22 protein-coding genes are annotated in these 20,484 nt (G+C 74.1%); 2 read left to right on the top strand and 20 right to left on the bottom strand.

The window, feature by feature from the left end:
* Nucleotides 1–45: 45 nt before the first annotated feature.
* Entirely contained in the window at nucleotides 46–918 is an 873-nt protein-coding gene (locus ACZ6S4_RS43760) for a helix-turn-helix transcriptional regulator (protein WP_465480549.1), read from the top strand.
* Here ACZ6S4_RS43760 and ACZ6S4_RS43755 read toward each other — a convergent pair.
* From ACZ6S4_RS43755 to ACZ6S4_RS43670, 18 genes are all read right to left on the bottom strand, one after another.
* Nucleotides 881–1,666, bottom strand: a complete 786-nt coding sequence (locus ACZ6S4_RS43755; RefSeq protein WP_465480548.1) for a methyltransferase domain-containing protein — start codon at nucleotides 1,664–1,666, stop codon at nucleotides 881–883. The two genes, ACZ6S4_RS43760 and ACZ6S4_RS43755, sit on opposite strands and share 38 nt — an antisense overlap.
* Nucleotides 1,656–2,732 (bottom strand): radical SAM protein, encoded by a 1,077-nt coding sequence (locus tag ACZ6S4_RS43750; protein ID WP_465480547.1) that lies wholly within the window; start codon nucleotides 2,730–2,732, stop codon nucleotides 1,656–1,658. Before ACZ6S4_RS43750 ends, ACZ6S4_RS43755 begins: the two co-directional genes overlap by 11 nt.
* Complete coding sequence (locus ACZ6S4_RS43745; protein WP_465480546.1) at nucleotides 2,729–3,481, bottom strand: class I SAM-dependent methyltransferase; 753 nt, start codon at nucleotides 3,479–3,481, stop codon at nucleotides 2,729–2,731. The genes ACZ6S4_RS43750 and ACZ6S4_RS43745 overlap by 4 nt, the downstream gene beginning before the upstream one ends.
* Nucleotides 3,478–3,972 carry a hypothetical protein gene (locus ACZ6S4_RS43740; protein WP_465480545.1) on the bottom strand — a complete coding sequence of 165 codons (495 nt, stop codon included), beginning with the start codon at nucleotides 3,970–3,972 and terminating at the stop codon, nucleotides 3,478–3,480. The genes ACZ6S4_RS43745 and ACZ6S4_RS43740 overlap by 4 nt, the downstream gene beginning before the upstream one ends.
* Nucleotides 3,972–4,433, bottom strand: a complete 462-nt coding sequence (locus ACZ6S4_RS43735) for a hypothetical protein (protein WP_465480544.1) — start codon at nucleotides 4,431–4,433, stop codon at nucleotides 3,972–3,974. Before ACZ6S4_RS43735 ends, ACZ6S4_RS43740 begins: the two co-directional genes overlap by 1 nt.
* Nucleotides 4,434–4,498: 65 nt before the next feature.
* Nucleotides 4,499–5,014 (bottom strand): GNAT family N-acetyltransferase, encoded by a 516-nt coding sequence (locus tag ACZ6S4_RS43730; RefSeq protein ID WP_465480543.1) that lies wholly within the window; start codon nucleotides 5,012–5,014, stop codon nucleotides 4,499–4,501.
* Nucleotides 5,011–5,571, bottom strand: coding sequence for a helix-turn-helix domain-containing protein (locus ACZ6S4_RS43725; protein WP_465480542.1), 561 nt, complete (start codon nucleotides 5,569–5,571; stop codon nucleotides 5,011–5,013). The genes ACZ6S4_RS43730 and ACZ6S4_RS43725 overlap by 4 nt, the downstream gene beginning before the upstream one ends.
* A gap of 25 nt (nucleotides 5,572–5,596) precedes the next feature.
* The gene (locus ACZ6S4_RS43720; RefSeq protein WP_465480541.1) at nucleotides 5,597–6,007 is read right to left on the bottom strand and encodes a ChaB family protein; all 411 of its coding nucleotides are present in this window, start codon (nucleotides 6,005–6,007) and stop codon (nucleotides 5,597–5,599) included.
* A 33-nt stretch (nucleotides 6,008–6,040) separates the two neighbouring features.
* Nucleotides 6,041–7,018 carry a DNA topoisomerase IB gene (locus ACZ6S4_RS43715; protein WP_465480540.1) on the bottom strand — a complete coding sequence of 326 codons (978 nt, stop codon included), beginning with the start codon at nucleotides 7,016–7,018 and terminating at the stop codon, nucleotides 6,041–6,043.
* Nucleotides 7,002–7,937, bottom strand: coding sequence for a glycosyltransferase family 9 protein (locus ACZ6S4_RS43710; RefSeq protein WP_465480539.1), 936 nt, complete (start codon nucleotides 7,935–7,937; stop codon nucleotides 7,002–7,004). The genes ACZ6S4_RS43715 and ACZ6S4_RS43710 overlap by 17 nt, the downstream gene beginning before the upstream one ends.
* The gene (locus tag ACZ6S4_RS43705; protein WP_465480538.1) at nucleotides 7,934–8,617 is read right to left on the bottom strand and encodes an SDR family oxidoreductase; all 684 of its coding nucleotides are present in this window, start codon (nucleotides 8,615–8,617) and stop codon (nucleotides 7,934–7,936) included. The genes ACZ6S4_RS43710 and ACZ6S4_RS43705 overlap by 4 nt, the downstream gene beginning before the upstream one ends.
* Entirely contained in the window at nucleotides 8,614–10,005 is a 1,392-nt protein-coding gene (locus tag ACZ6S4_RS43700) for a PfkB family carbohydrate kinase (RefSeq protein ID WP_465480537.1), read from the bottom strand. The genes ACZ6S4_RS43705 and ACZ6S4_RS43700 overlap by 4 nt, the downstream gene beginning before the upstream one ends.
* Complete coding sequence (locus ACZ6S4_RS43695; RefSeq protein ID WP_465480536.1) at nucleotides 10,002–10,625, bottom strand: D-sedoheptulose-7-phosphate isomerase; 624 nt, start codon at nucleotides 10,623–10,625, stop codon at nucleotides 10,002–10,004. The genes ACZ6S4_RS43700 and ACZ6S4_RS43695 overlap by 4 nt, the downstream gene beginning before the upstream one ends.
* Nucleotides 10,625–11,848 (bottom strand): glycosyltransferase, encoded by a 1,224-nt coding sequence (locus tag ACZ6S4_RS43690; RefSeq protein WP_465480535.1) that lies wholly within the window; start codon nucleotides 11,846–11,848, stop codon nucleotides 10,625–10,627. The genes ACZ6S4_RS43695 and ACZ6S4_RS43690 overlap by 1 nt, the downstream gene beginning before the upstream one ends.
* On the bottom strand, nucleotides 11,839–12,762 hold the full coding sequence (locus ACZ6S4_RS43685) for a glycosyltransferase (RefSeq protein ID WP_465480534.1): 924 nt from the start codon (nucleotides 12,760–12,762) through the stop codon (nucleotides 11,839–11,841). Before ACZ6S4_RS43685 ends, ACZ6S4_RS43690 begins: the two co-directional genes overlap by 10 nt.
* A complete protein-coding gene (locus ACZ6S4_RS43680) occupies nucleotides 12,759–14,351 on the bottom strand; it encodes an HAD-IIIA family hydrolase (RefSeq protein WP_465480533.1) in 1,593 nt (530 codons plus the stop codon). The genes ACZ6S4_RS43685 and ACZ6S4_RS43680 overlap by 4 nt, the downstream gene beginning before the upstream one ends.
* A complete protein-coding gene (locus ACZ6S4_RS43675) occupies nucleotides 14,315–15,313 on the bottom strand; it encodes a glycosyltransferase family 2 protein (RefSeq protein WP_465480532.1) in 999 nt (332 codons plus the stop codon). The genes ACZ6S4_RS43680 and ACZ6S4_RS43675 overlap by 37 nt, the downstream gene beginning before the upstream one ends.
* Entirely contained in the window at nucleotides 15,310–16,953 is a 1,644-nt protein-coding gene (locus ACZ6S4_RS43670) for a carbamoyltransferase family protein (RefSeq protein ID WP_465480531.1), read from the bottom strand. The genes ACZ6S4_RS43675 and ACZ6S4_RS43670 overlap by 4 nt, the downstream gene beginning before the upstream one ends.
* Before the next feature lie 150 nt (nucleotides 16,954–17,103).
* Here ACZ6S4_RS43670 and ACZ6S4_RS43665 point away from each other — a divergent pair, with 150 nt between their 5' ends.
* On the top strand, nucleotides 17,104–18,510 hold the full coding sequence (locus tag ACZ6S4_RS43665) for an aldehyde dehydrogenase family protein (RefSeq protein ID WP_465480530.1): 1,407 nt from the start codon (nucleotides 17,104–17,106) through the stop codon (nucleotides 18,508–18,510).
* Nucleotides 18,511–18,513: 3 nt separating this feature from the next.
* On the opposite strand, the gene ACZ6S4_RS43660 is transcribed toward ACZ6S4_RS43665, so the two are convergent.
* Nucleotides 18,514–19,344 (bottom strand): glycosyltransferase family 2 protein, encoded by an 831-nt coding sequence (locus ACZ6S4_RS43660; protein WP_465480529.1) that lies wholly within the window; start codon nucleotides 19,342–19,344, stop codon nucleotides 18,514–18,516.
* A gap of 43 nt (nucleotides 19,345–19,387) precedes the next feature.
* Nucleotides 19,388–20,344, bottom strand: coding sequence for a TIGR03557 family F420-dependent LLM class oxidoreductase (locus ACZ6S4_RS43655; RefSeq protein ID WP_465480528.1), 957 nt, complete (start codon nucleotides 20,342–20,344; stop codon nucleotides 19,388–19,390).
* Between the last annotated feature and the right edge of the window lie 140 nt (nucleotides 20,345–20,484).

Here is a 20,484-nt window from a genome sequence, read left to right as displayed (position 1 = left end):
GCCGCTCCCTGGATACCCGGGCCCGGCGCGGAGCACCATGAGGTCATGCACCGTGACCAGCTCGCCGACTTCCTGCGCCGCCGCCGCGAGGCCGTCCGCCCGGCCCAGGTCGGCCTGGCCGAGGGCCCGCGCCGGCGCACCGCCGGTCTGCGCCGCGAGGAGGTGGCCATGCTGGCCGGCATGTCGGTCGATTACGTGGTGCGCCTGGAGCAGGGCCGCAGCAGCCAGCCCTCGACCCAGCTGCTCGGCGCGCTGGCCCGGGCCCTGCGCCTTTCCGACGACGAGCGTGACCACCTGTTCCACCTGGCCGGGCATCGTCCCCCGCCCGCCGAGGGCATCGCCGGCCAGGCCCGCGCCGGTCTGGTGCGCATGCTCGACCTGCTCGGTGACACCCCGGCCATGGTGCTGTCCGACCTGGGCGAGGTGCTCGCCCAGAACCGGATGTCCGCCCTCCTGACCGGCGATCTCACCCGCTTCTCCGGTGACCGGCGCTACGTCGTGTACCGCTGGTTCACCGACCCGGCCGCCCGCGCCACCCATGCGGACGACGAGCAACAGGAACACAGCCGCCGGCTCGTGGCCGACCTGCGCGCCACCGCCGGCCGCCGCTCCGGTGATCCCTCCGTGGCCGGGCTCATCGACCGGCTGCAGGCGGCGAGCGCCGACTTCCGGCGGCTCTGGGCCGAGCACGAGGTGGCGGTGCGGCGCATGGACCGCAAGACCTTCCGGCATCCGCGGGTCGGCCGGCTGCGGATGGACTGTGAAACCCTGGTCACCCCGGACCAGGGTCAGGAGCTGGTGGTCCTCACCCCGGCCGACGACGAGGCCCGCGAGCGGCTGGAGCTGCTGCGCGTGCTGGGCGTCGAGGAGTGGCCCACCGCTACGACGGACGGGCCGGTCCGGGACGGCGGCCGGTGATCAGCAGCTGTTTGCCGGTGTCGGCCAGCAGCGGTGACTCCAGCAGCTGACGTTCCAGGGCCAGGTGGGCCTCGCGGTCGGTGGTCAGCCGTCGGGTGAGTTCGTCGCGGCCCAGAGACGTCGCCGTCACCAGCAGGCCACGGGTACGGATGTCGGTGAGGCCGGCCGCGGTGAACGCCGCCTCCAGCCGGGCCCGGTCCAGCAGGTGCAGGTCGGCTTCCAGGCCGTGCTGGCGCCACACTCCGCGCCGGGTCGTCAGCCGTTGCCGGGCCTCCTGCTCGCGGCCGTCGCGCAGCAGCTCCAGCACCAGGGCGACCAGCGAGTCGACCAGCACGGCCAGGACGCCGCCGGGACGCAGCCAGCCGGCCAGGTGGGCGATCGCGGCCTCGGGGTCGTCGGTGTACTGGACTGAGCCCATCGCCAGCACCATCCCGGCGTCCGGCGGCAGCTGCACGTCGGTCATGGACGCCTCGACGAGGGTGAAACCGGGATCGCTCGGGTGGCGGCGCAGGGCGGCGATCATGCCCGGGGACTGCTCGACGCCCGTCACGGCGTACCCCAGGCTCCGCAGCCGGCGCGCCCAGCGCCCGACGCCGCAGCCGGCGTCGACGATCCGGTCCGGGGGCTGCGGCAGCAGGGCAGCCGTCTGCTCCCAGGCCAGGTCGTCGTAGGCGCGGCGGTGCGGGACGGCGAAGTGCTCCTCGTAACCGTCGGCGAGCGCGTCGTAGAGGGGCCGGCTAGGCCGCAAGGGACTTCCGTCCCACGCGCCACTGCAGGTCCGCGAGGTACGTGCCGGGCCGCCACCGCAGGTTGAGGCTGTAGTTGCTGCCGCAGCCGACGCACTCCTTGCGGAACAGCCTGGCGTGCTCCTCGCGGTATTCGGGGGCGTCGACGATGGCGGCCAGGGACCGGGAGCGGACGGTGGCGGTGGGGTCGTGGGCCCAGCACCCGCCGACCTGGCCCTGCGAGTGGATCATCAGCTTGAGCTGCGACTCGGCGCACGGCAGATCGCGTTGCACCAGGTCGCTGAAGTGGCCCCGCAGGTAGCGCAGGTCGGAGTAGCGCGGCAGCCAGCGGCGGTCCCGGCGGGCCAGTTCCTCCAGCTCGGCCAGGGCGGTGTCGAGGCGGCCACGGTCGACGGCGGTCTGGTCGGTCACCGCGTCCGTGCGGAACAGGAACGTACGGTCGGTGACCAGGTTGAGGTAGAGGGCGACGCCGAGCTCCTGGGCCAGGGCGGCGATGGCGGGCAGGCTGTCCACGTTGTCGCGCATGACCGTGAAGTTCATCCGCACCTTGAGCCGGTGCCGGTCACGCTGGGCGATCAGGTGCCGCAGGTGCTCGGTGGTGGTGGCGAAGGCGCCCAGGCGGCCGCGGATCCGGTCGTGGACCAGGGCGGTCGGGCCGTCGACCGAGACGTTGAAGCTGCGCACGCCCGCGGGAATGACCTCGTCGAGGACGGCCGGGGTGAGCCGGATGCCGTTGCTGTTGAGGTGCAGGTGGCGTACGCCGGCGCTGCGGGCGTACGCCATCAGCGCGATCGCGTCCGGCCGGATCAGCGGCTCCCCGCCGGTGAAGTTGACCTTGTGGATGCGCAGCGCCACGAGCTGCCGCAGCACGTCCTGCCACTCCTCGGTGGACAGCTCCCCCTTGGTGTTCGAGGTCCAGCAGCCGCAGCTGGTGCAGCGCAGATTGCAGTTGTCGGTGAGGAACAGCTCGGCCACCAGCGGCCGCACGTGCAGCCGGGGCGCGAACCGTTCCTTGACCGCCAGCCGGCCGAAGAACGCCGCCAGCCGTGCCTTCTCCCTGAGGGTCATGGCAGTCTCCTCGCCGCGACGAACAGGTTGGCCGAGCGGAACAGCCGCCCGTCCAGATGGATGCCGCGCTCCAGCAGCCGGCGCAGCGGGCCGCCGGTGAGCAGGGCGGGGATCTGCAACCAGCGCCAGAACAGGTTGGCCCCGGTCACCACCACGGGCTCGAAGCCGTTGTCCCGCAGCAACCGCAGCAGCTCCGGCGTGCGGTAGTTGGTGTGCCGTTCCTTGCCGACGGACATGTCGCCCCGCAGATCGTTCGACAGGTCGGTGAAGCGCTCGTGATAGACCCGGGCGCCGAAACGGCGGGTGTAGACCCAGCGGTGCAGCCGCGGCAGCCGGAACTTGGCGTCGTCCGGGTCGAGGAACGAGAAGACGTGCCGGCGCGGCACGGTCACCACCAGCAGCCCGCCGGGGACCAGGAGGCGGTGCGCCTCGGCGAGCAGCTTGGCCTCATCCGGTACGTGTTCGAGCATGTCGAGCGCGCTCACCGAATCGTAGGAGGCGTCGGGCAGTGCCAGCGGCGCGCCCACGGTCAGCTGATGCAGCGTCATCCCGGGGTGCCGGGCCCGCACCTCCGCCAGATATCCGGGGTGCGGGTCGGCGCCCTCCGCCACGACACTGCCCCGGGTGTGCAGCACGCCGAGGAAGTCGCCGGTGCCGCAACCGAGGTCGAGGTGCCGTCCGGTGCGCCCGTCGAGCTGCTCCCAGGCGAAGGCGTACCGGTGCAGCGGATGGCCGGCGAACGGGTTCATCGCACCAGCCGCCCGCACAGCTCGTCGAGGACGGCCACGAGCCGGTCGTCGGAGACCGCCGGGGGCAGCGGGCGGTCGGCGAGCAACCGCCGCGCGTCCTCGCGGTGCCGGGCGACCGCTGCGGCCAGCTCGCCGACGTCCCAGACGGCCACGACCCGGCCGGCCCGCTCCTCGGCCCGCAGGTATGCGACCTGGTGGTCGTTGCCCATCTCACCGCGCGCGGCCTCGCGCGCCACGGCCACCGGCACGCCGCCGAGCCGCTGCACCAGCCGCACGGTGTTGCCGGCGTGGGTGAGCACGACGTCCGCGGCGGCGAGCCGTTCCTGCAACTCGTCCAGCGGCAGGAACGCCGCGTGCGGGCAGGGCGGGACGACGGTGGACGTGCCGGTCTGGGCGAACACCTCGTGCTCGGCGCACAGCGGGGCCAGCGCGGCGATGAGCCGGTCGAAGGGCCACGGGCCCATCCCGACGGTGACCAGGACGCGGGCCATCAGTAGAGCTCCCCGATCAGCACCGCACGGCGGCGGGTCTCCAGCAGGGCCGGCCGTTGCACCAGGACGGCCGCGGCGAGCCGGGCGCAGATGCGGGCGGCAGCCCCGGGGGGACCGGTCATGTTGAAGGTCTCCACCCACAGGGCGGGCACGCGCAACAGCCGGGCCGCGAGGAAGAAGCCGACGGCCACGCCGGTGCCGGCCGACACGATGACGTCGGGCCGCTCGGCGCGCAGCAGCCGCAGGGCCCGCCAGGTCGCCGGGATGACCCGCAGCTTGGTGCCGGCGGTCAGCTCGGGACGCCAGTGCACCCGCTGGCCGGCCAGGGCGACCTCGGTGTCCGGGGCCGGCACGGCGACCCAGACCGGGTCGTGACCCTGCCACCACGGTCGCAGGGCGAGCAGATCCAGCAGCACACCGCCGCTGCTGGAGACGAGGAGCACCCGATAGCGCCGGCCCATAGGGCGTCAGGCTAGCGCAGCGCCCGCCCCGGCCCCTCCACTGTGGAAAGGCGGATTCCCGACAATCAGCCGAGCTTCTTGTAGAAGAAACTGCAGTCCTGGAGCTCGCCCGCCGGGTCGGCCGCGTAGTCGGGCACGATGCCGTACCTGTGCCAGCCCGCCGACTCGTAGAGCCGTTCCGCCGCGCTGGCCGTCTCCGTGTCGAGCAGCAACAGGGTGATCCCGGAGGCGGCGGCTGCCTCCTCGGCGGTGACGAGCAGCCGGCGGCCGAGGCCGTGGCCCCGCGCGTCGCGGCGCACGGCCAGCTTGATCACCTCGGCACGGTGCCGGGCGTTGGGCTTCTCCGCGTACGCCAGGCTGATCGTGCCGGTGACGCCGGCCGGACCGCTGCTGATCCACACGGCGAGGTTGCCGGCCGCGACCGCGCCGGCGCGTGACTGCCACCAGGCGGTGGCCGCCGCGTGGTCGAAGCCGGCCAGGAAACCGACGGAGGCGCCGTCGGCCACCGCGTCGACGAGCAGGTCGGCCAGGGCCGGCAGGTGAGCGGCGAAGTCGTCGCCGGTGAGCCGGGTGACGGTCATGGCAGCACCACGAAGACGGCGTAGCGGACCGGGCCCGGACCGGGGTTGTGGAAGCGGGTCGGGCCCCAGAGCCGGAACCGGAGGCAGTCCCCCGCGTCGAGGCGGTGCGGGGTGCGGTCGTCGGTCAGCTCCAGCCGGCCGTCGAGCACCCACACGTGCTGCTCCATGCCGGTCACCGGCGGCGCGTCGTAGGAGATGTCGGCGCCGGGCTCGAGGACCCCCTCGATCAGCTCGCCGCGCAGGCCCGCGTGTGGCGGGGAGACGCTGCGGCGGGTGAAGCCGGCGGACTCGTCGCGCCAGAGCGCCTGGTCCGCGGCGCGGACCACGGCCGGCGGCTCGGCCTCGACCTCGGCCAGCAGGCGGGACATCGTCCAGCCGTACGCGGTGCAGAGCTTGCCGAGCAGCGAGGCCGTCGGGCTGATCTCGCCCCGTTCGAGGCGGGACAGCGTGGAACGGCTCACGCCGGTGCGGCCGGCCAGGTCGTCGAGCGACCAGCCGCGCGCGACCCGCAGCTCGGCGACTCGGGACGCCAGCCGCTCGTCCAGGGCTTCTCTCATATCCGGGATGCTATCCCAGATATGATCAGTCGTCGCGTTCGGCCTTCAGCGCGCGCCGGCTGGCCGCGTCGTTGGCCTTGCCGATCGCCTCGACCAGCTCGGCCTTGGTCATCCGGGAGCGACCGGTCACGTCCAGCCGCTTGGCCACCTCGAGCAGGTGCTTCTTGCTCGCGTTGGCGTCGACGCCGCCCGCCGTGGGACGGTCGGTGTCGACACCACCCTCGGCCTGCGCGTCGCTCGGGCCGCGCTGTTCCTTGGGCTCCCAGTGGTCGCCGACCTTCTCGAACGAGTGCTTGAGCGACGACAGGGCGGTGCGGTGCGCGCGCTCGCCGTCGCCGTACTGCTCGACGGCGCTGTCCAGGGTCTCCGCGTAGGTGTCCTGGGCCTTGCGCGGCGACCGCTTGATGGTGCTCGGCAGGTTCTCGCGTGCGGGCATACCATCGAAGTTCCCGCGGGCCACGGCGCGAAACTAGTCCGAGAGCATGTCCAGCACTGCCTGCTCGACCGGCTCGTCCTGCGGCACGGTCCGGCCCTTCTCGAACTCCTCCACCACGCGCGGGTCCACGTACGAGCTGCGGGCCACCGCCGGGGTGTTGCCGAGCATCTCCGCCACCTCCTTCATGGCGTGCGAGACGGCCTTCTTGCGGGCGGTCTTCGTCTTCTGCGGCCCGGCGGCAGCCAGTTCCTCGGCGGCCTTGACCGTGCCGTGCCAGGTCCGGAAGTCCTTCGCGGTCATCTCCTCACCGCTGATCTCCCGCAGGTACGCGTTGATGTCGTCGGCCCGGAGGTCCCGCCACCGCCGCCCGGCCGGATCCCAGTACGCGAACAGCCGCTGCGCCCCCCGCCGGCGCCGCTTGAGGTCACGCAGCACCTGGCAGACCTCGCCGTCCCCGACCGGGTTGGCGTGCTCGACCCCGGACTTGCCGGTGAACTCCAGCACCACGCAGCCACCCCGTACCCGGACGTGCTCGGGCAGCAGGGTGGACAGGCCGTAGGAGGGGTCCTCGTCGCGGCGGGCGTACTGGTCGCTGCCGACGCGGAACATGCCCATGTCGAGCAGCCGGACCACCGCCGCCAGCACCCGCTCGCGGGTCAGGCCCCGCCCGCTGAGGTCGGTGCACAGCCGCGAGCGCATCTCCGGGAGCCGCTCGGCGATCTCCAGCGCGTGCTCGAACTTCTTCTCGTCGCGGGCCGTGCGCCACTCCGGGTGGTAGAGGTACTGCTTGCGCCCGGCGGCGTCCTGGCCGGTGGCCTGGATGTGCCCGCGCGGATCGGTGCTGATCCACACCTCCGTCCACGCGGGCGGGATCACCAGTTCCTTGATGCGGGTGACGGCGTCCTCGTCCCGCAGCGTCGTGGTGCCGTCGGTGTCGAGATAGCGGAACCCCTTGCCGGAGCGGCGCCGGCCGTAGCCGGGCTTGGTCAGGTCGCTACGCCGCAAACGCATGGCGCGCCTTCTCCGCCTCGCCGGCCGCCGCGAGCACCTCGTCGACGCTCACCCGCAACAGAGCGGGATGCACCCCGGGGTCCATGGTGTCGCCCCGCTCGGCCCGGGTGCCGTGCCAGATCGCCCGGTGGTACGCGCGGTCCGGCGGCGGCCCCCAGCGGCGCGGCGGCACCGGCCCGAACAACACGACCGACGGCGTCCGGTACGCGGTGGCCAGGTGCGCGATGCCCGTGTCCCCACTGACCAGCAGCCGCGCGTGGGCGACGAGCGCGGCGAGCTCGTCAAGACCGGTGTTCCCGGCCAGCACGGCAGTCGGCGGCAGGCCGGCGTCCCGCGCCACCGACAGGGCGAGCTCCCGCTCCCCCGCCGAGCCGGTGACCACCACGTCGTGACCCCGCTCGGCCAGAGCCCGGGCGACCGCGGCGAAGTGCGGCCAGCGGCGCGCCGGGGACTTCGCGCCCGGATGGACGATCGTGACCCCGCGCGGCCCGTCGACCCCGGGCACGGCCAGGGACAGGTCGCCGGGATCGGCCCGTACGTCGTAATGGCTCAGCAGCCGGCACCAGCGTCGCACTTCGTGCTCCTCCTCGGCCCAGGTCGGGCCGTCGAGATGCCCCGCGTCGGCGTTGGCAAACGCCCACATCCGCGCGGGTCGCGACGCCTGCAACAGCCGGTGCGACTCCGGGCCGCTGCCGTGCAGGTTGACCGCCAGCTCCGGCGCCGGCAGGTCCGGCAACTCGTTCAGGCCCTCGGTGGCCACGATCCGGTCGACGCCGCCGATCAGCTCGATCAGCGGCGTCAGCCAGGCCGGTGCGGCCAGCGCCAGGGTCCGGTCCGGGAACGCGGCCCGCAGTGCCCGCAGGGCGGGCACGCCCGCGGCGAGGTCGCCGACGCCGAGGGCGCGCAACACCAGGATCACGGGTACGACGTCTCCTGCTCGGCCGCGACGATGAGCTCCCGCACAGCGCTGCCGGCCGGCTGGGTCAGCGCGAACATGATCGCGTTGGCCACGTGGGCCGGGTCGTTGAGGATCGCGTCCGGGCCGGGCTTGTACTGCTCGTCGCGGTCGTCGAAGAACTTCGTCCGCATGCCACCGGGGATCAGCAGCGTGACACCGACCTGTCCGGCCAGCTCGGCGGCGAGCGAGCGGGTGAAGCCGACGACGCCGAACTTCGCGGCGCAGTACGCCGTGGCGTCGCCGACCGCCTTGATGCCCAGCGTGGAGGCGACGGTCACGACGGTGCCATGCGACTCCTTGAGCGCCGGGACGGCCGCCCGGATGACCGCGGCGGTGGCCAGCAGGTCGATCATGACGATCCGGTCCCAGGTCTCGCCCGGGATGTCGGCCAGCGCGCCGGGCACGTCCATGCCGGCCGCGGTGACCACCCCGTCGATGCTGCCGCCGGCCTGGGCGATGACCTCGCGGGTGGCGGCCTCGGCGGCCCGGGTGTCGGCCAGGTCGCACTCGACCCACGGGACGCCCTCGGCGGGCGGCTGCCGGTCGATGACGAACGGGCGGCCGCCGGCCTTGAGCACGGCGTCCACGACGGCGGCGCCCAGGCCGCTGGATCCGCCGGTGACGATGACAGCGTCGGTCATGAGTTTCCTTCCGAATGGCCGCGCGCGGCGGCGATGGTCCTGGTGGTGGAACGGCCGTCGAGGTACGGCACGATGACCGTCTGGCCACCCCAGCGGTGCATGAGCTCGGCCTCGGGCAGGTCCGGCCCGCCGTCGGCGTAGTCGCCGCCCTTGACCCAGATGTCCGGGCGCAGCCGGGCCAGCACGGCCTCCGGCGTCGGCTCGTCGAAGACCACGACGGCGTCCACGCAGTCGAGGGCGGCGAGCAGCCGGGCCCGGTCGCCCTGGCCGGTGAGCGGCCGGTCGGGGCCCTTGAGGGCGGCGACGCTGGAGTCGGAGTTGAGGCAGACGACCAGGCAGTCGCCCAGCTTGCGGGCGGCCTGCAGGGTCGCCAGGTGACCGATGTGCAGCAGGTCGAAGCAACCGCCGGTGGCCACGACCGTGCCGCCCTGGGCGCGGACGCGGGCGATCACCCGGCTCGCCTCCTCGGTCTGCCGATCGGGCTTGTCCGCGGGCGGGGCAAGAGCGACGGTGACGCCGCCGGCCGCCACGTACTCGGTCGCCGCGGTCACCGCCTGCTGGACCGCCTCGGAGACCAGCGCGCCCGAGGCCAGGGCCAGCGCGGCGGTCGCGGCGAACCGGTCACCGGCACCGCAGGTGTCCCCGTCGGCGGTGCTCGGGGCGGGCACGACCAGCGGGGTCGGCCCGGCGTGACAGAGCACCGCACCGTTCGCGCCGACGGTCACGGCGACCGCACCGGCCCGCCAGCGCTGCCGCAACTGCTGACCGGCGCGGTGCACCGTGCTCAGCATCGGCCCGGAGCCGGCGTCGTCGGCGAGCTTGCGGACCTCGGCCTCGTTCGGGGTCACCAGCCGCACGTTGGGCACCGGGGCCGGCCCGTTCGGGTGCGGGTCCCAGACCACGGGCGCCTTGGCCTCCTGCAACGCGGCGCGCAGCCGGGGGTTGCGGGCCACGCCGCGGCCGTAGTCGCTGACCAGGATCGCCGAGGCCTCCTTGAGCACCTCGAGGGCTGCCTCGCTCGGGTCGCCCGGTGCCACCGGGGCGCCGCCGCGGTCGAGGCGGACCAGCACGTGGCCGTCGGCGCGCAGCCGTACCTTCTCGGCGGTCGCACCGGCCAGCGGCAGCGGGTAGACCGCGATGCCGGCGTCGGTGAGCAGCTCGCAGAGCCGGCTCCCGGCGTCGTCGTCGGCGATCGCGGTGACCAGGGCAACGTCGTGGCCCTGACCGGCGGCGAGCAGCGCGGCCAGGCCGGCGCCGCCGGGCCGGTCGGTGACGGACTCCTCGTCCAGCACCGGGGCGGGCGCGTCCGGCGCGACCCGCCGCACCGTCCCCTCGACATCCCGGTCGAGCAGGGTGTCACCCACAATGACCAGCAGCGGCCCGTTCATGACGCCAGCACCGGCTGCATGCGCCGCACGGGTCGCGCCGGTGCTTTTCCCAGCACCACCGGCAGTGCCCGGTCCAGGTATTCGCACATCACGTGGACCGAGATCAGGTGCAGCTCCTGGACCACCTGGGAGTCCGGCGACGGGCAGCACAGCGCCTCGTCGCAGGCGTCGGCCAGCGGGTTCGGGCCCGGGCCGCACATCGCCCAGGTGCGCACGCCGATCTCCCGGGCGGCGTCCGCGGCGGTGAGCAGGTTCGGGCTGCGGCCGCTGGTCGACAGCAGCAGCAGGACATCGCCGGGGCGGCCGTGGGCGCGGACCTGGCGGGCGAAGATCTCGTCGAAGCCGTAGTCGTTGCCGATCGCGGTGACCGCCGACGAGTCCGGGGTCAGCGCGATCGCCGACAGCGGCATCCGTTCGTCGCGCAGCCGGCCGACCAGCTCGGCGGCGAGGTGCTGGGCCTCGGCCGCGCTGCCGCCGTTGCCGGCGACCAGCAAGCGGCCGCCGTGGCCCAGGTGCCGGGCGAGCTCGCCGCCCCAGCGGGCCAGCCGGTCGGCGGCCGCCGCGCGGTACGGCAGCAGCGCCGCGGCCATACCGGTGAGGTGTTCGTCCAGGAGGTCCATCAGGCGACTGCCTCTCGGGTCTGGTCCTCGGCCACGGCGCGGCCGGTGACAGCGGCGTAGACGGCGACGAGCCGGAGGGCCACGTGCCGCCAGGAGTAGGAGTGGGTGGCCCGGTCCACGGCGGCCGCCGCGTAGGAGAACCGGCGCACCTCATCGGTGACCAGCCGGCGCAGCGCCGACGCGAGCGCCCGTGGGTCCCGGGCGGGCACCAGGTCGCCGGTGATCCCGTCGACCACGGTGTCGGTGAGGCCGCCGACGGCGGTGGCGACCACGGGCACCCCGCAGGCCATGGCCTCCAGCGGGGTCAGGCCGAAGGGCTCGTACCAGGGGGTGGCGGCGAGCAGGTCCGCGGAGCGGTACCAGCGCGGCATGTCGGCGGCAGCCACGGCCCCGGCGAGCCGGACCCGGTCGCCGACCCGGCTGCGCTCGGCGAGGGCGCGCAGCTTGCGGGCGTACGGGTGGTCGTCGACCGAGCCGTCCGGCGGTCCCCCGACGATGACCAGCTCGGCGCCGGGCACGGCCGGCATCGCACGGATCAGATCCTCGTAACCCTTGCGCTCGACCAGGCGGCCCACCGTGATGATCCGCGGCGCGTCCGGGTCGCGGGGCTCGGCCGGGCCGTCCGGGCGGAACCGGTCGGTGTTGACGCCCGAGGGCACCAGCGCCATCCGCGAGCGCGGCACGCCGAGCCGGATCAGCTCGCGGATCTCGTCCTGGCACTGCACGACGACCCGGTCGACGACCCGGCCGAGCTGGCGCTCGTAGGCCACCCGGTGCGCCGGGCTGGTGTCCGCGGCGCCCTGGTGGCGGCGCTTGACCGAGCCGAGCGCGTGATAGGTCTGCACGACCGGCACGTCGCAGGCCCGCCCGGCGGTCACGGCGGCCAGCCCGCTCATCCAGAAGTGCGCGTGCACGACGTCCGGCAGCCAGTGCTCACGCCAGTCGGCGGCCATCCACTCGGCGAAGTCACCCATGAACGGCAACAGGTCGTCCTTGGGCAGCACGGTGGCCGGTCCGGCCGGCACGTGCACGACCTGGAAGCCGTTGGCCGGGACCACCCGGGGCTGGTCCGGGCTCTCCCGCCGGGTGTACACCCGCACCTCGTGGCCCTGTTCCACCAGGGCGGCGGCGAGTTCGGCGACGTGCGCGTTCTGGCCGCCCGCGTCCACGCCACCGAGGGCGGAGAGCGGGCTGGCGTGCTCCGAGATCATCGCTATGCGCATGTCTCCTCCTCCAGCAAGCGGTCCCAGTCGGCGAGGAACCGGTCCAGGCCGTAGCGGGCCAGCGCCACCTGGCGGGCCCGGGCGCCGAGCAGGCGGGCCTGCTCCGGCTCCTCGATCAGCCAGTGGGCGGCGTCGACGAGCGTGTCGACGCGGGTGGCGAGCACGCCGGCGTCGTCCGGTACGGCGGCGATCGCCTCGGTCGTGGCCAGCGCCAGCACCGGCATGCCGATCTGCATGGCCTCGATCAGGCTCAGGCCCAGCGAGGTCCACCGGCACAGGTGCAGGTACGCCCGCCGCTGGGCGATCTCGGCGTGCATCGCGGCCTGCGGCGGGTCGTCGTAGGTGGTGACCCCGTCCAGGTGCAGGCCGGCGACGCCCATGCCGTACACGTCCAGGGGGGCCACCGCCGCGAACCGGGGCATCAGGTCGGTGCCGGTGACCCGGTTGCGCCGGACCGGCTCGTTGGTGACCACCGCGAAGCGGTCCAGCTCGCCGGTCCAGCGCGCGGCCGGCTCGACGATGCCGTGCTCGATCACCGTGGTCCGGGTGCCGCCGACGTCCCAGAACAGCTCGTTGAAGTGGGTGACGTGCGCGACCACCAGGTCGTCCCGGTCGGCCATCGGGTGCCGGCTGTTGGGCACGTCGCCCTTGGGGGTGTTGTGCTCGACGTAGATCTTCGGCACGTCCAGGTGCGCGACCCGGTCGAGCTCCTCGGGCCGTTGCAGCACGACGACGTCCACGTCGCGCACGTCGGCCAGGTCGACCTCCTCGACGGAGGCGGGCCAGGCGAAGGTGCGGGCCCGGCCGCGGCCCCACTCGTCGCGGGCGGCGTTCACGGGCACGAGGTAGCGGTGCTTGCCCTGGACGAACGAGGTCGTCCAGGAACCGTGCACGTGCCAGAGCAGGATGTTCACGCGGCTACCTCACTGATGACGGGAACGGGGACACCGAGCAGGCGTACGGCGGTGACGACCTCGGCCGGGTCGATCCGGGTCAGGCACGGGTGGCCCGGCACGGGGCAGACGGCGGCGCGGGTGTCGCGGCAGGCCGCGGCGGGATCACCGAGGCGCACGTAGGGCACCCGGTACGGGCCCCACTGGCCGAAGGGGACGGTCGGGGCGTAGAGGCTGACGACGGGGGTGCCGACGGCCGCGGCGAGGTGGGCCGGGCCGGTGTTGCCGACCACCACACAGGACGCCCCGGCGATGAGCCGGGTCAGCTCGGCCAGGCTGGTCGCGCCGGCCGGCGTGCCCACGGAGGCGGCCAGTTCCTGCTCGTCCGGGCCGCCGGTCACGATCACCCGGTGTCCCGCGCGTTCCAGCGTGACGACGATCGCCCGCATGGTCTCCGGCGGGCAGGCCCGGGCGTCGACCGAGGCGCCGGGGTGCACGACAACGTAGTCACCGGCGGCCTCCGGCGCGTCCACCCGCACCCGCAGGGCGCCGTCGTCACCGTCCGGCAAAGCAAAACCGGCGGCTGCCGCGACCGAGCGGGCGCGCTCGGCCTCGGGCACCCCCACCGGTACGCGGTGCCGCACGTCCAGCAGCGAGCCGGGATAGTCGTCACTGATCGCCGTGATCCGCGCGACCCCGGCCGTACGCAGCAGCAACGCCAGCGGCAGGGCGGACTGGTGGAACGAGGTGAAGACGACGGCCTCGTCGGCGCCGACAGCGGCGAGCCGGGCGACCAGTTCACCGGCGAAGTCCGGCCCGACCGGCGCCGGCTGTGGGTCGATCCACGGCAGCCGGGTCTCGATGATCTCGTCCACGCCGGGCAGCAGCTCGGCCGCGGCCCGCCCGCGCGGCCCGCAGAGCAGCACGACCCGGTCGGCGCCGGCCGCGACGGCCCGGATGCCCGGCCCGGTGAGCAGCACGTCCCCGGCCGAGTCGGACCGCACGACCAGCACGGTGCCGCCGGGCCGGCGCGGCTTGCGCGGGGTGACCAGCGCCTGACGCTCGAGGATGAGGTCGACGGCACCGGTCAGGTCGGCGGCTCGGGCGGGCGCCGCGGCGACCTCGGGACTCAGCGTCACGGCGGTCGGCACGATGATCCCGGTGGCGCCGGCCGCCCCGGCGGCGACCATGTCCCGGCCGATGTCACCGACGACGACACAGCGCGCCGGGGTCGTGCCCAGCGCCTGCGCGGCGCCGAGCACGAGGCCGGGGGCGGGCTTGCGGCAGGCGCAGCCCGCGGTGTCGTCGTGCGGGCACACCTGCCAGGTGTCGAACGGGCCGAGCAGCTCCTCGACCCGGGCGTTGACCGCGGTGAGCTGCTCCGCGGTGAACAGACCCCGGGCCAGGCCGGACTGGTTGGTCACCACGCCCAGCCGCAGACCGGCGGCCCGCAGCCGGTCCAGGGCGGCCCGGGCCCCCGGCATCGGCTCGACCAGGGCCGGGTCGCCGTTGTACGGAACGTCGGTAATGAGAGTGCCGTCCCGATCGAACAGGACGGCATCGAAGAGAGCGGTCACAGCGCGGTCTCCAGCGGACGCGCGCCCCGCCATCGGAACCAGCCGCGCAACCAGTGCGCGACAGCGGCGGGCGGGATCGCGGCGCTGGTGGCGAGCATCGTGACCACCTCCCGGCGGTCCCGGGGACCGGGCTTGATCCGGGCGGCGGCGAATTCGGCGGTCCCGGCACCCCAGGCGGACGCCGCGGCGGCGGCCACGGTCAGCGCCCCACGTCGCCTGGTGAGCAGCGCGGTGGCCAGCGCACCGGCGGCGAGGGTGCCGGCGGCGGTGACGGCCAGGTGCCGGGGGCGGCGACCGGGCGGGATGTCGAGCTTGCCGCGCCAGCCCGGGCCGTACAGGCGGCGCAGCAGCGCGTCGTCGGCGTTGCCGCGCTGGGTGCGCACGCTGACCCAGCGGTCCTCGGGACGGACCGGGTGGGTGACCGTACGCGAGCCCCGGACCAGGTCCCAGCCCGCCGACCGGACCCGGTACGCCAGCTCCGCGTCCTCGCGGAAGGCCCGGGGCAGCCGCTCGTCGAAACCACCGGTGGCCTCCAGCGCGGCCCGCCGGTACGCCATGTCGGCGGTGATCCACGCCCCGTCGGCGAGCGCCGCGGTGACCCGTTCCCAGTCGGTCGGCCGCCGGTCCGCCGGCAGCGGCACGCGCAGCCGGCCCTGCACTCCCCCGGTCGACGCGGAAGCGCCGGTGAGGTCGGCGGCCAGCCGGACGAACCAGTCCGGATCGGGCAGCACGTCGTCGTCGAGGAACGCCACCCACTCGTGGCTCGCGGCGTGCCAGCCGACGTTGCGGGCGGCGGCCGGACCGGCGGCCCGGCCGGTGAGGATCTTCGCGTCGACGCCCGCCGGGAGCTCGAGCTCCTCGGCCGGGTCCGGGCGGTCGTCGACCAGCAGCAGCTCCACCGGCAGCGGGGCCGGGGCCCCGGCGGCCAGGGCGCTCAGCAGGGCGGTGAGGCTGGGCCGGCCGAGGGTCGGGACGACGACGGAGACTCCGGTCATCGGCCGCCCCCGAAGGCCGCGGCGCGGTGCACCGCGAACGGCCCGAGAGCCAGCAGGTCCACCGGGGCGGAGCCGAACAGCTCCATCGCCTCGCGCGGAGTGTCCACCATGGGCCGCCCGGCCGTGTTCAGCGAGGTGTTGACGACCACCGGCAGGCCGGAGAGCCGCTCGAACTCGGCCAGCATCTCGGCCACCAGCGGCTCGGTCTCGGTGTGCACGGTCTGCACCCGGGCGGTGCCGTCGACGTGCACGACGGCCGGGATCCGGTCCCGCCACTCGGGCTTCACCTGGTGCACGAAGAGCATGTACGGGCTCGGGTAGACGCCGTCGAAGATGTCGGCGAAGCGCTCGGCCCGCACCATCGGCGCGATCGGGCGGAACTGCTCGCGGCCCTTCACGTTGTTCATCCGGGTCTGCGTGTCCGGGTCACCGGGGTGGGCCAGCAGCGAGCGGTGCCCGAGGGCGCGCGGGCCGTACTCGCTGCGGCCCTGGTACCAGGCCACGATGCCGTTGTCCGCGAGCACCCGGGCGGCCTCGGCGGCGATGGACTCCGGCCGGGTGTACGGCAGGGCGGCCCGCTGCAGCTCGGCCTCGAGCTCCTCGTCGCTCCAGCCCCGGCCCAGGTCGGCACCGGTGAACGGCACGACCGGACCGGCCTCGCGGGAGATGCTCAGCGCGGCGCCCAGGGCGGTGCCGGAGTCACCGGCGGCCGGCTGGACCCAAACCCGCTCGTACGGGCCCTGCGCCGCGATCCGCGCGTTGGCCACGCAGTTGAGCGCGGTGCCACCGGCCATGGTCAGCGTCTTCGGGCCACCGGCGGCGTCGTACGTCCAGCGGGCCAGGTCGAGCATGACCTCCTCGAGCCGGGCCTGGACGCTGGAGGCGAGGTCGGCGTGCGCGTCGGTCATCTCGCCGTCGGCGCTGCGGGCCTTGGCCAGCGCGGACCAGTCGATGCGCTCGACGGTGAAGCCGCCGTCGTCGTTGGCGTGCACCAGCTCGCGCAGCAGCGGCAGGAACTTCGGCGTGCCGAACGAGGCCAGCGCCATCACCTTGTACTCGTCGCTGGAGTGCAGGAAGCCCAGGTGCCGGGTCAGGTCCTCGTAGAGCAGGCCGAGCGAGTGCGGCAGGCCCTGTCCGGCGAGGACGGTCAGCTCGCCGCCACGGTAGACGCCGGACAGGTGACTGGCCACCTCACCGCGCCCGTCGAGGACCAGCACGGCGCTGTCCTCCTCGACAGCGAGGCCGGCCGAGGCGGCGTGCGCCACGTGATGCGGGACGAAACGGACCTGCTCCGGGTCGAGCCCGGGCAGCGCGGCGGCGAGGAACTGCGGCGCCCGCCGGGCGTAGTCGACGCGCAGGTGGTCCCACGGGTCGGCCAGGCCGAGCTCGGCGGCGTCGCGGGTCAGGCCGGGATCGAACGAGTACGCGACCGCGTCCAGGTCGCCGGGCTTGAGGCCGGCGCTCTCCAGACACCAGGCGGCGGCGAGCTCGGGCAGCTCCCAGGCGGAGAACGGCACCGGCCGCTTGCCGTGCTTGCGCCGGCTGAACCGCTCCTCCTCCGCGGCGGCGACCACCTGGCCGTCGACGACCAGGGCGGCTGCCGGATCGTGGAAGATCGCATTGATACCGAGGACACGCATGGCGCCCCGGATACCCCTGCCTTTTGGAGTTATTCGCTAGATCACTGACTTCTTCACAACTTCTTCAGCACTTCTTCAGAGCCCTGCGACCTGCACTGATAAAGAACGGCGCCGCGTTTGCGGAGCCTGCTGAGGGGCAACCGGCGAGACATGCATGACGTCGGACAACTCATCGGTGGAAATTGGACACCCGGCAGCGGGAGCGGCCGGCTGACCGTACTGAACCCCGCGGACGGCACTCCCGTGACCAGCGTCGCGGTCGCCTCGGAGGCCGATGTGGCCGCCGCGGTGAAGGCCGCGCGCGACGCCGCCCCCGTCTGGAGCCGGACCGCGGCGGGCGCCCGGGCGGCTGCCCTGCACGCGGCGGCGGACGCGGTCGAGGCCGCCGCGGACGAGCTCGCCGAGCTGATGAACGCGGAGATGGGCAAGCCGGTCGACGGCGCGAAGGACTCGATCGGCGCAGGCGTCGGCACCCTGCGCCAGTACGCCGAGCTCGGACCCACCCATCGGGGCCGGACGCTGGCGGGCAACGACGAGGCGATCGACCTGATGGCGTACGGGCCGCGCGGGGTGGTGGCGGTGGTGACGCCGTGGAACGACCCGGTCGCTGTCTCGTGCGGCCTGCTCGGCGCCGCCCTGGTGACCGGCAACACGGTCGTGTACAAGCCGAGCGAGCGCACCCCGGCCACCGGCCGGCGCCTCGCCGAGCTTCTGGCCCCGCACTTCCCGGACGGAGTGTTCTCGCTGCTCAGCGGCGACGGCACGGTCGGGGCGGCACTCGCGTCGGCGGAGGTGGACCTGGTCGCGCACGTCGGCTCGACCGCGACGGGCCGGGCCATCGCGGCGGCCTGCGCGACGACCGGCGCCAAAGCACTGCTGGAGAACGGCGGCAGCGACCCGCTGATCGTGGACGCGGACGTCGACCCGGCGTGGGCGGCACAGCAGGCGGCGCTCGGTTCCTTCGCCAACTCGGGGCAGATCTGCGTCGCCGTGGAACGGATCTACGCCCACCGCGACATCGCCGACGCGTTCCTGCGCGAGCTGGCCGAGCAGGCGAAGACCTGGGCGGGCGACATCGGGCCGCTGGTCGACACCCGGCTCCGCGAGGCGGTGCACGCGCAGGTCAGCGCGGCGGTGCAGGACGGCGCGCGGGTGCTCGCCGGCGGCGAGGTGCCGGACGGGCCGGGCGCCTACTACCCGCCGACCGTGCTGGCCGACTGCACCGACGACATGGCCGTGCTGCGCGAGGAGACCTTCGGCCCGGTCGCCCCGGTGGTCGTCGTCGACTCGTTCAGCGAGGCACTGGCCCGGGCCGCGGAATCACCGTACGGGCTGGCCGCGACGGTGCTGACCGGCTCGATGAGCCACGCCCAGCAGGCCTGGCGGGAGCTGCCGGTCGGCACTGTCAAGGTCAACGCGGTCTTCGGCGGCGCTCCCGGCGGTGCGGCGCATCCGCGCGGCGGCAGCGGGCAGGGCTTCGGGTACGGCCCCGAACTGCTCGACGAGATGACCGTCATGAAGGCGGTCCACCTGGAGGCCCCGCCGAACGGGTGGTGATGCCTACTGGATCGCGAGGACCCGCAAGGCGTCCTCCACAGTGTCCGGGAGTGGCCGGCGCCGGCGCAGCGCCCACGGGAGCAGGCGCGCGGCGTCGGCCACACCCCGCCGATCGTCCCGCCAGGCCGATACCGCCGTCCGCGCGACCACGGCCGGCGGCCGGCGCAGCAGAGCGGTGAGGACCCGGTTGCGCGCCTCGATGCGGTGCCGGGCGCCGTTGTCCCGGCCGGCCGGCAGCGGCAGGTGGCGCACGGTCAGCTCGGGCGCGTAGGTCTGCAGCCAGCCGGCGGCGGCCAGGTCCATGGCCAGCAGGGCTTCTTCGCCGTACACGTGCAGTTTGGGGTTGAAGCCCCCCACCTGGAGGAACGCCTCCCGCCGGACCGCGACCGAGCAGGCCAGGAAGCCCAGCACGGCCGGTCCGGGCGCCCCTTCGGGCACCCCGAGCGGCGCGGCGGCCATGGCCTCGGAGACCGGGTCGACGCGGGACTGCGGCCCGACCAGGACCCGGGCGCTGAGCAGCCCGACCCGCGGATGGTCCCGCAGCATCACGGAGGCGCCGGCGAGCGAGCCCGGCTCCCAGTACGAGTCGTCGTCCGCGAAAGCGACATACGGGGTGCGAGCCAGCTCCACACCGACGTTGCGGGCCGCGGCTCCCCTGTTCTCGTCCAGGCGCACCACGGTGACCTGCGGGAAAGCGGCCTCGATGGCCTCGGGACTGCCGTCGTCGGATCCGTTGTCGACCAGGATGACCGGGCCCTCGTGGTGCGGGATGGTCTCGAACAGCCGGGCGCGCCGGTTACGGGTGGCCACCACGACGGTGACTTCGCTGATCATCGCAGCGGCCTACCCGCACCGGCCCGGGACGAAACGGGAAGCTTCACAGGCGCTGGAGCTTGTCGTGCAGGTCCTTCTGGAAGAAGTCGATGAAGCCGTCGGGGTCCGGGCCGGCGTTCTGCAGGACAATGTGGTCGAAGCCCGCCTCGGTGTACTTCTTCACCGCGGCCACGTACGGCTCGGCGTCCGGGCCCAGCGCGAACTGGCCGCGGACGTCCTCCTCGCGCACCGTCTGCGACGCCGCGTCGAAGTTCACCGGGTTCGGCAGCTCGCTCATCACCTTCCAGCCGGTCAACGCCCACCGGGTGGTCTTGAGGACCTCCCGCACCCCGGCCTCCTCGGTCGGCGCCCAGGCCATCGGCACCTCGGCGTAGCGAGGACCGGACCCGCCGGCGGTGGTGTAGCTCTCGACCAGGTCGGCGCGCGGCTCGGTGGCGAAGAGCCCGTCACCGAGCTCGGCCGCCATCGCGGCCGCACTCTTGCCGCCGGCCGCGACGGCGATCACCGGGAGCTCATCCGGCAGGTCGAAGACGCGGGCGTCCTCCAGCTGCAGGTGCTTGCCCTCGTACGACTGGTAGCCGCCCTGCCAGAGCAGCTTGATGATCTCCAGCGCCTCGCGCAGCCGCTCGTGCCGGCCCCGCACGCTGGGGAAGCCCTGCCCGACGACGTGCTCGTTGAGCCGCTCCCCCGCGCCGATGCCCAGGGTGAACCGGTTGTCCGACACGATCGCCAGCGTCGCGGCCGCCTGGGCGATGATCGCCGGGTGGTACCGCACGGTCGGGCAGGTCACGCCGGTGGCCAGGCCGATCCGCTCGGTGCGCGCGGCGATGGCGCCGAGCACGGTCCAGGCGAACGGCGAGTGGCCCTGCACGTCCAGCCACGGGTGGTAGTGGTCGCTGATCTCGACGAAGTCGAAGCCGGCCTGTTCGGCCCGCACCGCCTGCTGGATGAGCTCCTTCGGGCCGAAGCCCTCGGCGGACAGCTTGTATCCGAACTTCATGGTCATCCCCTCGGTCTGCGCTCTCCCCCGGTCTGGGGGCGGGGGCGGGGAAGAAAAAAACAGGGGCACAGCCCAAGGGGGGGGAAGCGGGGTCGGGGGGTGGGGGGGGGAGGGATGGGGGTGGCTGGCCACTTCCTTTC

The organism is Actinoplanes sp. NPDC051405, assembly GCF_055586185.1.
Note: the sequence above shows the minus strand (reverse complement) of the source record. Positions and strands in the feature narration are given on the sequence as shown.

Excerpts from the sequence above, each read along its gene's own strand:
- ACZ6S4_RS43760 (WP_465480549.1), top strand. The coding sequence starts at position 46 with ATGCACCGTGACCAGCTCGCCGACTTCCTGCGCCGCCGCCGCGAGGCC.
- ACZ6S4_RS43750 (WP_465480547.1), bottom strand. The coding sequence starts at position 2,732 with ATGACCCTCAGGGAGAAGGCACGGCTGGCGGCGTTCTTCGGCCGGCTG.
- ACZ6S4_RS43745 (WP_465480546.1), bottom strand. The coding sequence starts at position 3,481 with ATGAACCCGTTCGCCGGCCATCCGCTGCACCGGTACGCCTTCGCCTGG.
- ACZ6S4_RS43740 (WP_465480545.1), bottom strand. The coding sequence starts at position 3,972 with ATGGCCCGCGTCCTGGTCACCGTCGGGATGGGCCCGTGGCCCTTCGAC.
- ACZ6S4_RS43735 (WP_465480544.1), bottom strand. The coding sequence starts at position 4,433 with ATGGGCCGGCGCTATCGGGTGCTCCTCGTCTCCAGCAGCGGCGGTGTG.
- ACZ6S4_RS43730 (WP_465480543.1), bottom strand. The coding sequence starts at position 5,014 with ATGACCGTCACCCGGCTCACCGGCGACGACTTCGCCGCTCACCTGCCG.
- ACZ6S4_RS43725 (WP_465480542.1), bottom strand. The coding sequence starts at position 5,571 with ATGAGAGAAGCCCTGGACGAGCGGCTGGCGTCCCGAGTCGCCGAGCTG.
- ACZ6S4_RS43720 (WP_465480541.1), bottom strand. The coding sequence starts at position 6,007 with ATGCCCGCACGCGAGAACCTGCCGAGCACCATCAAGCGGTCGCCGCGC.
- ACZ6S4_RS43715 (WP_465480540.1), bottom strand. The coding sequence starts at position 7,018 with ATGCGTTTGCGGCGTAGCGACCTGACCAAGCCCGGCTACGGCCGGCGC.
- ACZ6S4_RS43705 (WP_465480538.1), bottom strand. The coding sequence starts at position 8,617 with ATGACCGACGCTGTCATCGTCACCGGCGGATCCAGCGGCCTGGGCGCC.
- ACZ6S4_RS43700 (WP_465480537.1), bottom strand. The coding sequence starts at position 10,005 with ATGAACGGGCCGCTGCTGGTCATTGTGGGTGACACCCTGCTCGACCGG.
- ACZ6S4_RS43695 (WP_465480536.1), bottom strand. The coding sequence starts at position 10,625 with ATGGACCTCCTGGACGAACACCTCACCGGTATGGCCGCGGCGCTGCTG.
- ACZ6S4_RS43690 (WP_465480535.1), bottom strand. The coding sequence starts at position 11,848 with ATGCGCATAGCGATGATCTCGGAGCACGCCAGCCCGCTCTCCGCCCTC.
- ACZ6S4_RS43680 (WP_465480533.1), bottom strand. The coding sequence starts at position 14,351 with ATGGCGGGGCGCGCGTCCGCTGGAGACCGCGCTGTGACCGCTCTCTTC.
- ACZ6S4_RS43675 (WP_465480532.1), bottom strand. The coding sequence starts at position 15,313 with ATGACCGGAGTCTCCGTCGTCGTCCCGACCCTCGGCCGGCCCAGCCTC.
- ACZ6S4_RS43670 (WP_465480531.1), bottom strand. The coding sequence starts at position 16,953 with ATGCGTGTCCTCGGTATCAATGCGATCTTCCACGATCCGGCAGCCGCC.
- ACZ6S4_RS43665 (WP_465480530.1), top strand. The coding sequence starts at position 17,104 with ATGCATGACGTCGGACAACTCATCGGTGGAAATTGGACACCCGGCAGC.
- ACZ6S4_RS43660 (WP_465480529.1), bottom strand. The coding sequence starts at position 19,344 with ATGATCAGCGAAGTCACCGTCGTGGTGGCCACCCGTAACCGGCGCGCC.
- ACZ6S4_RS43655 (WP_465480528.1), bottom strand. The coding sequence starts at position 20,344 with ATGAAGTTCGGATACAAGCTGTCCGCCGAGGGCTTCGGCCCGAAGGAG.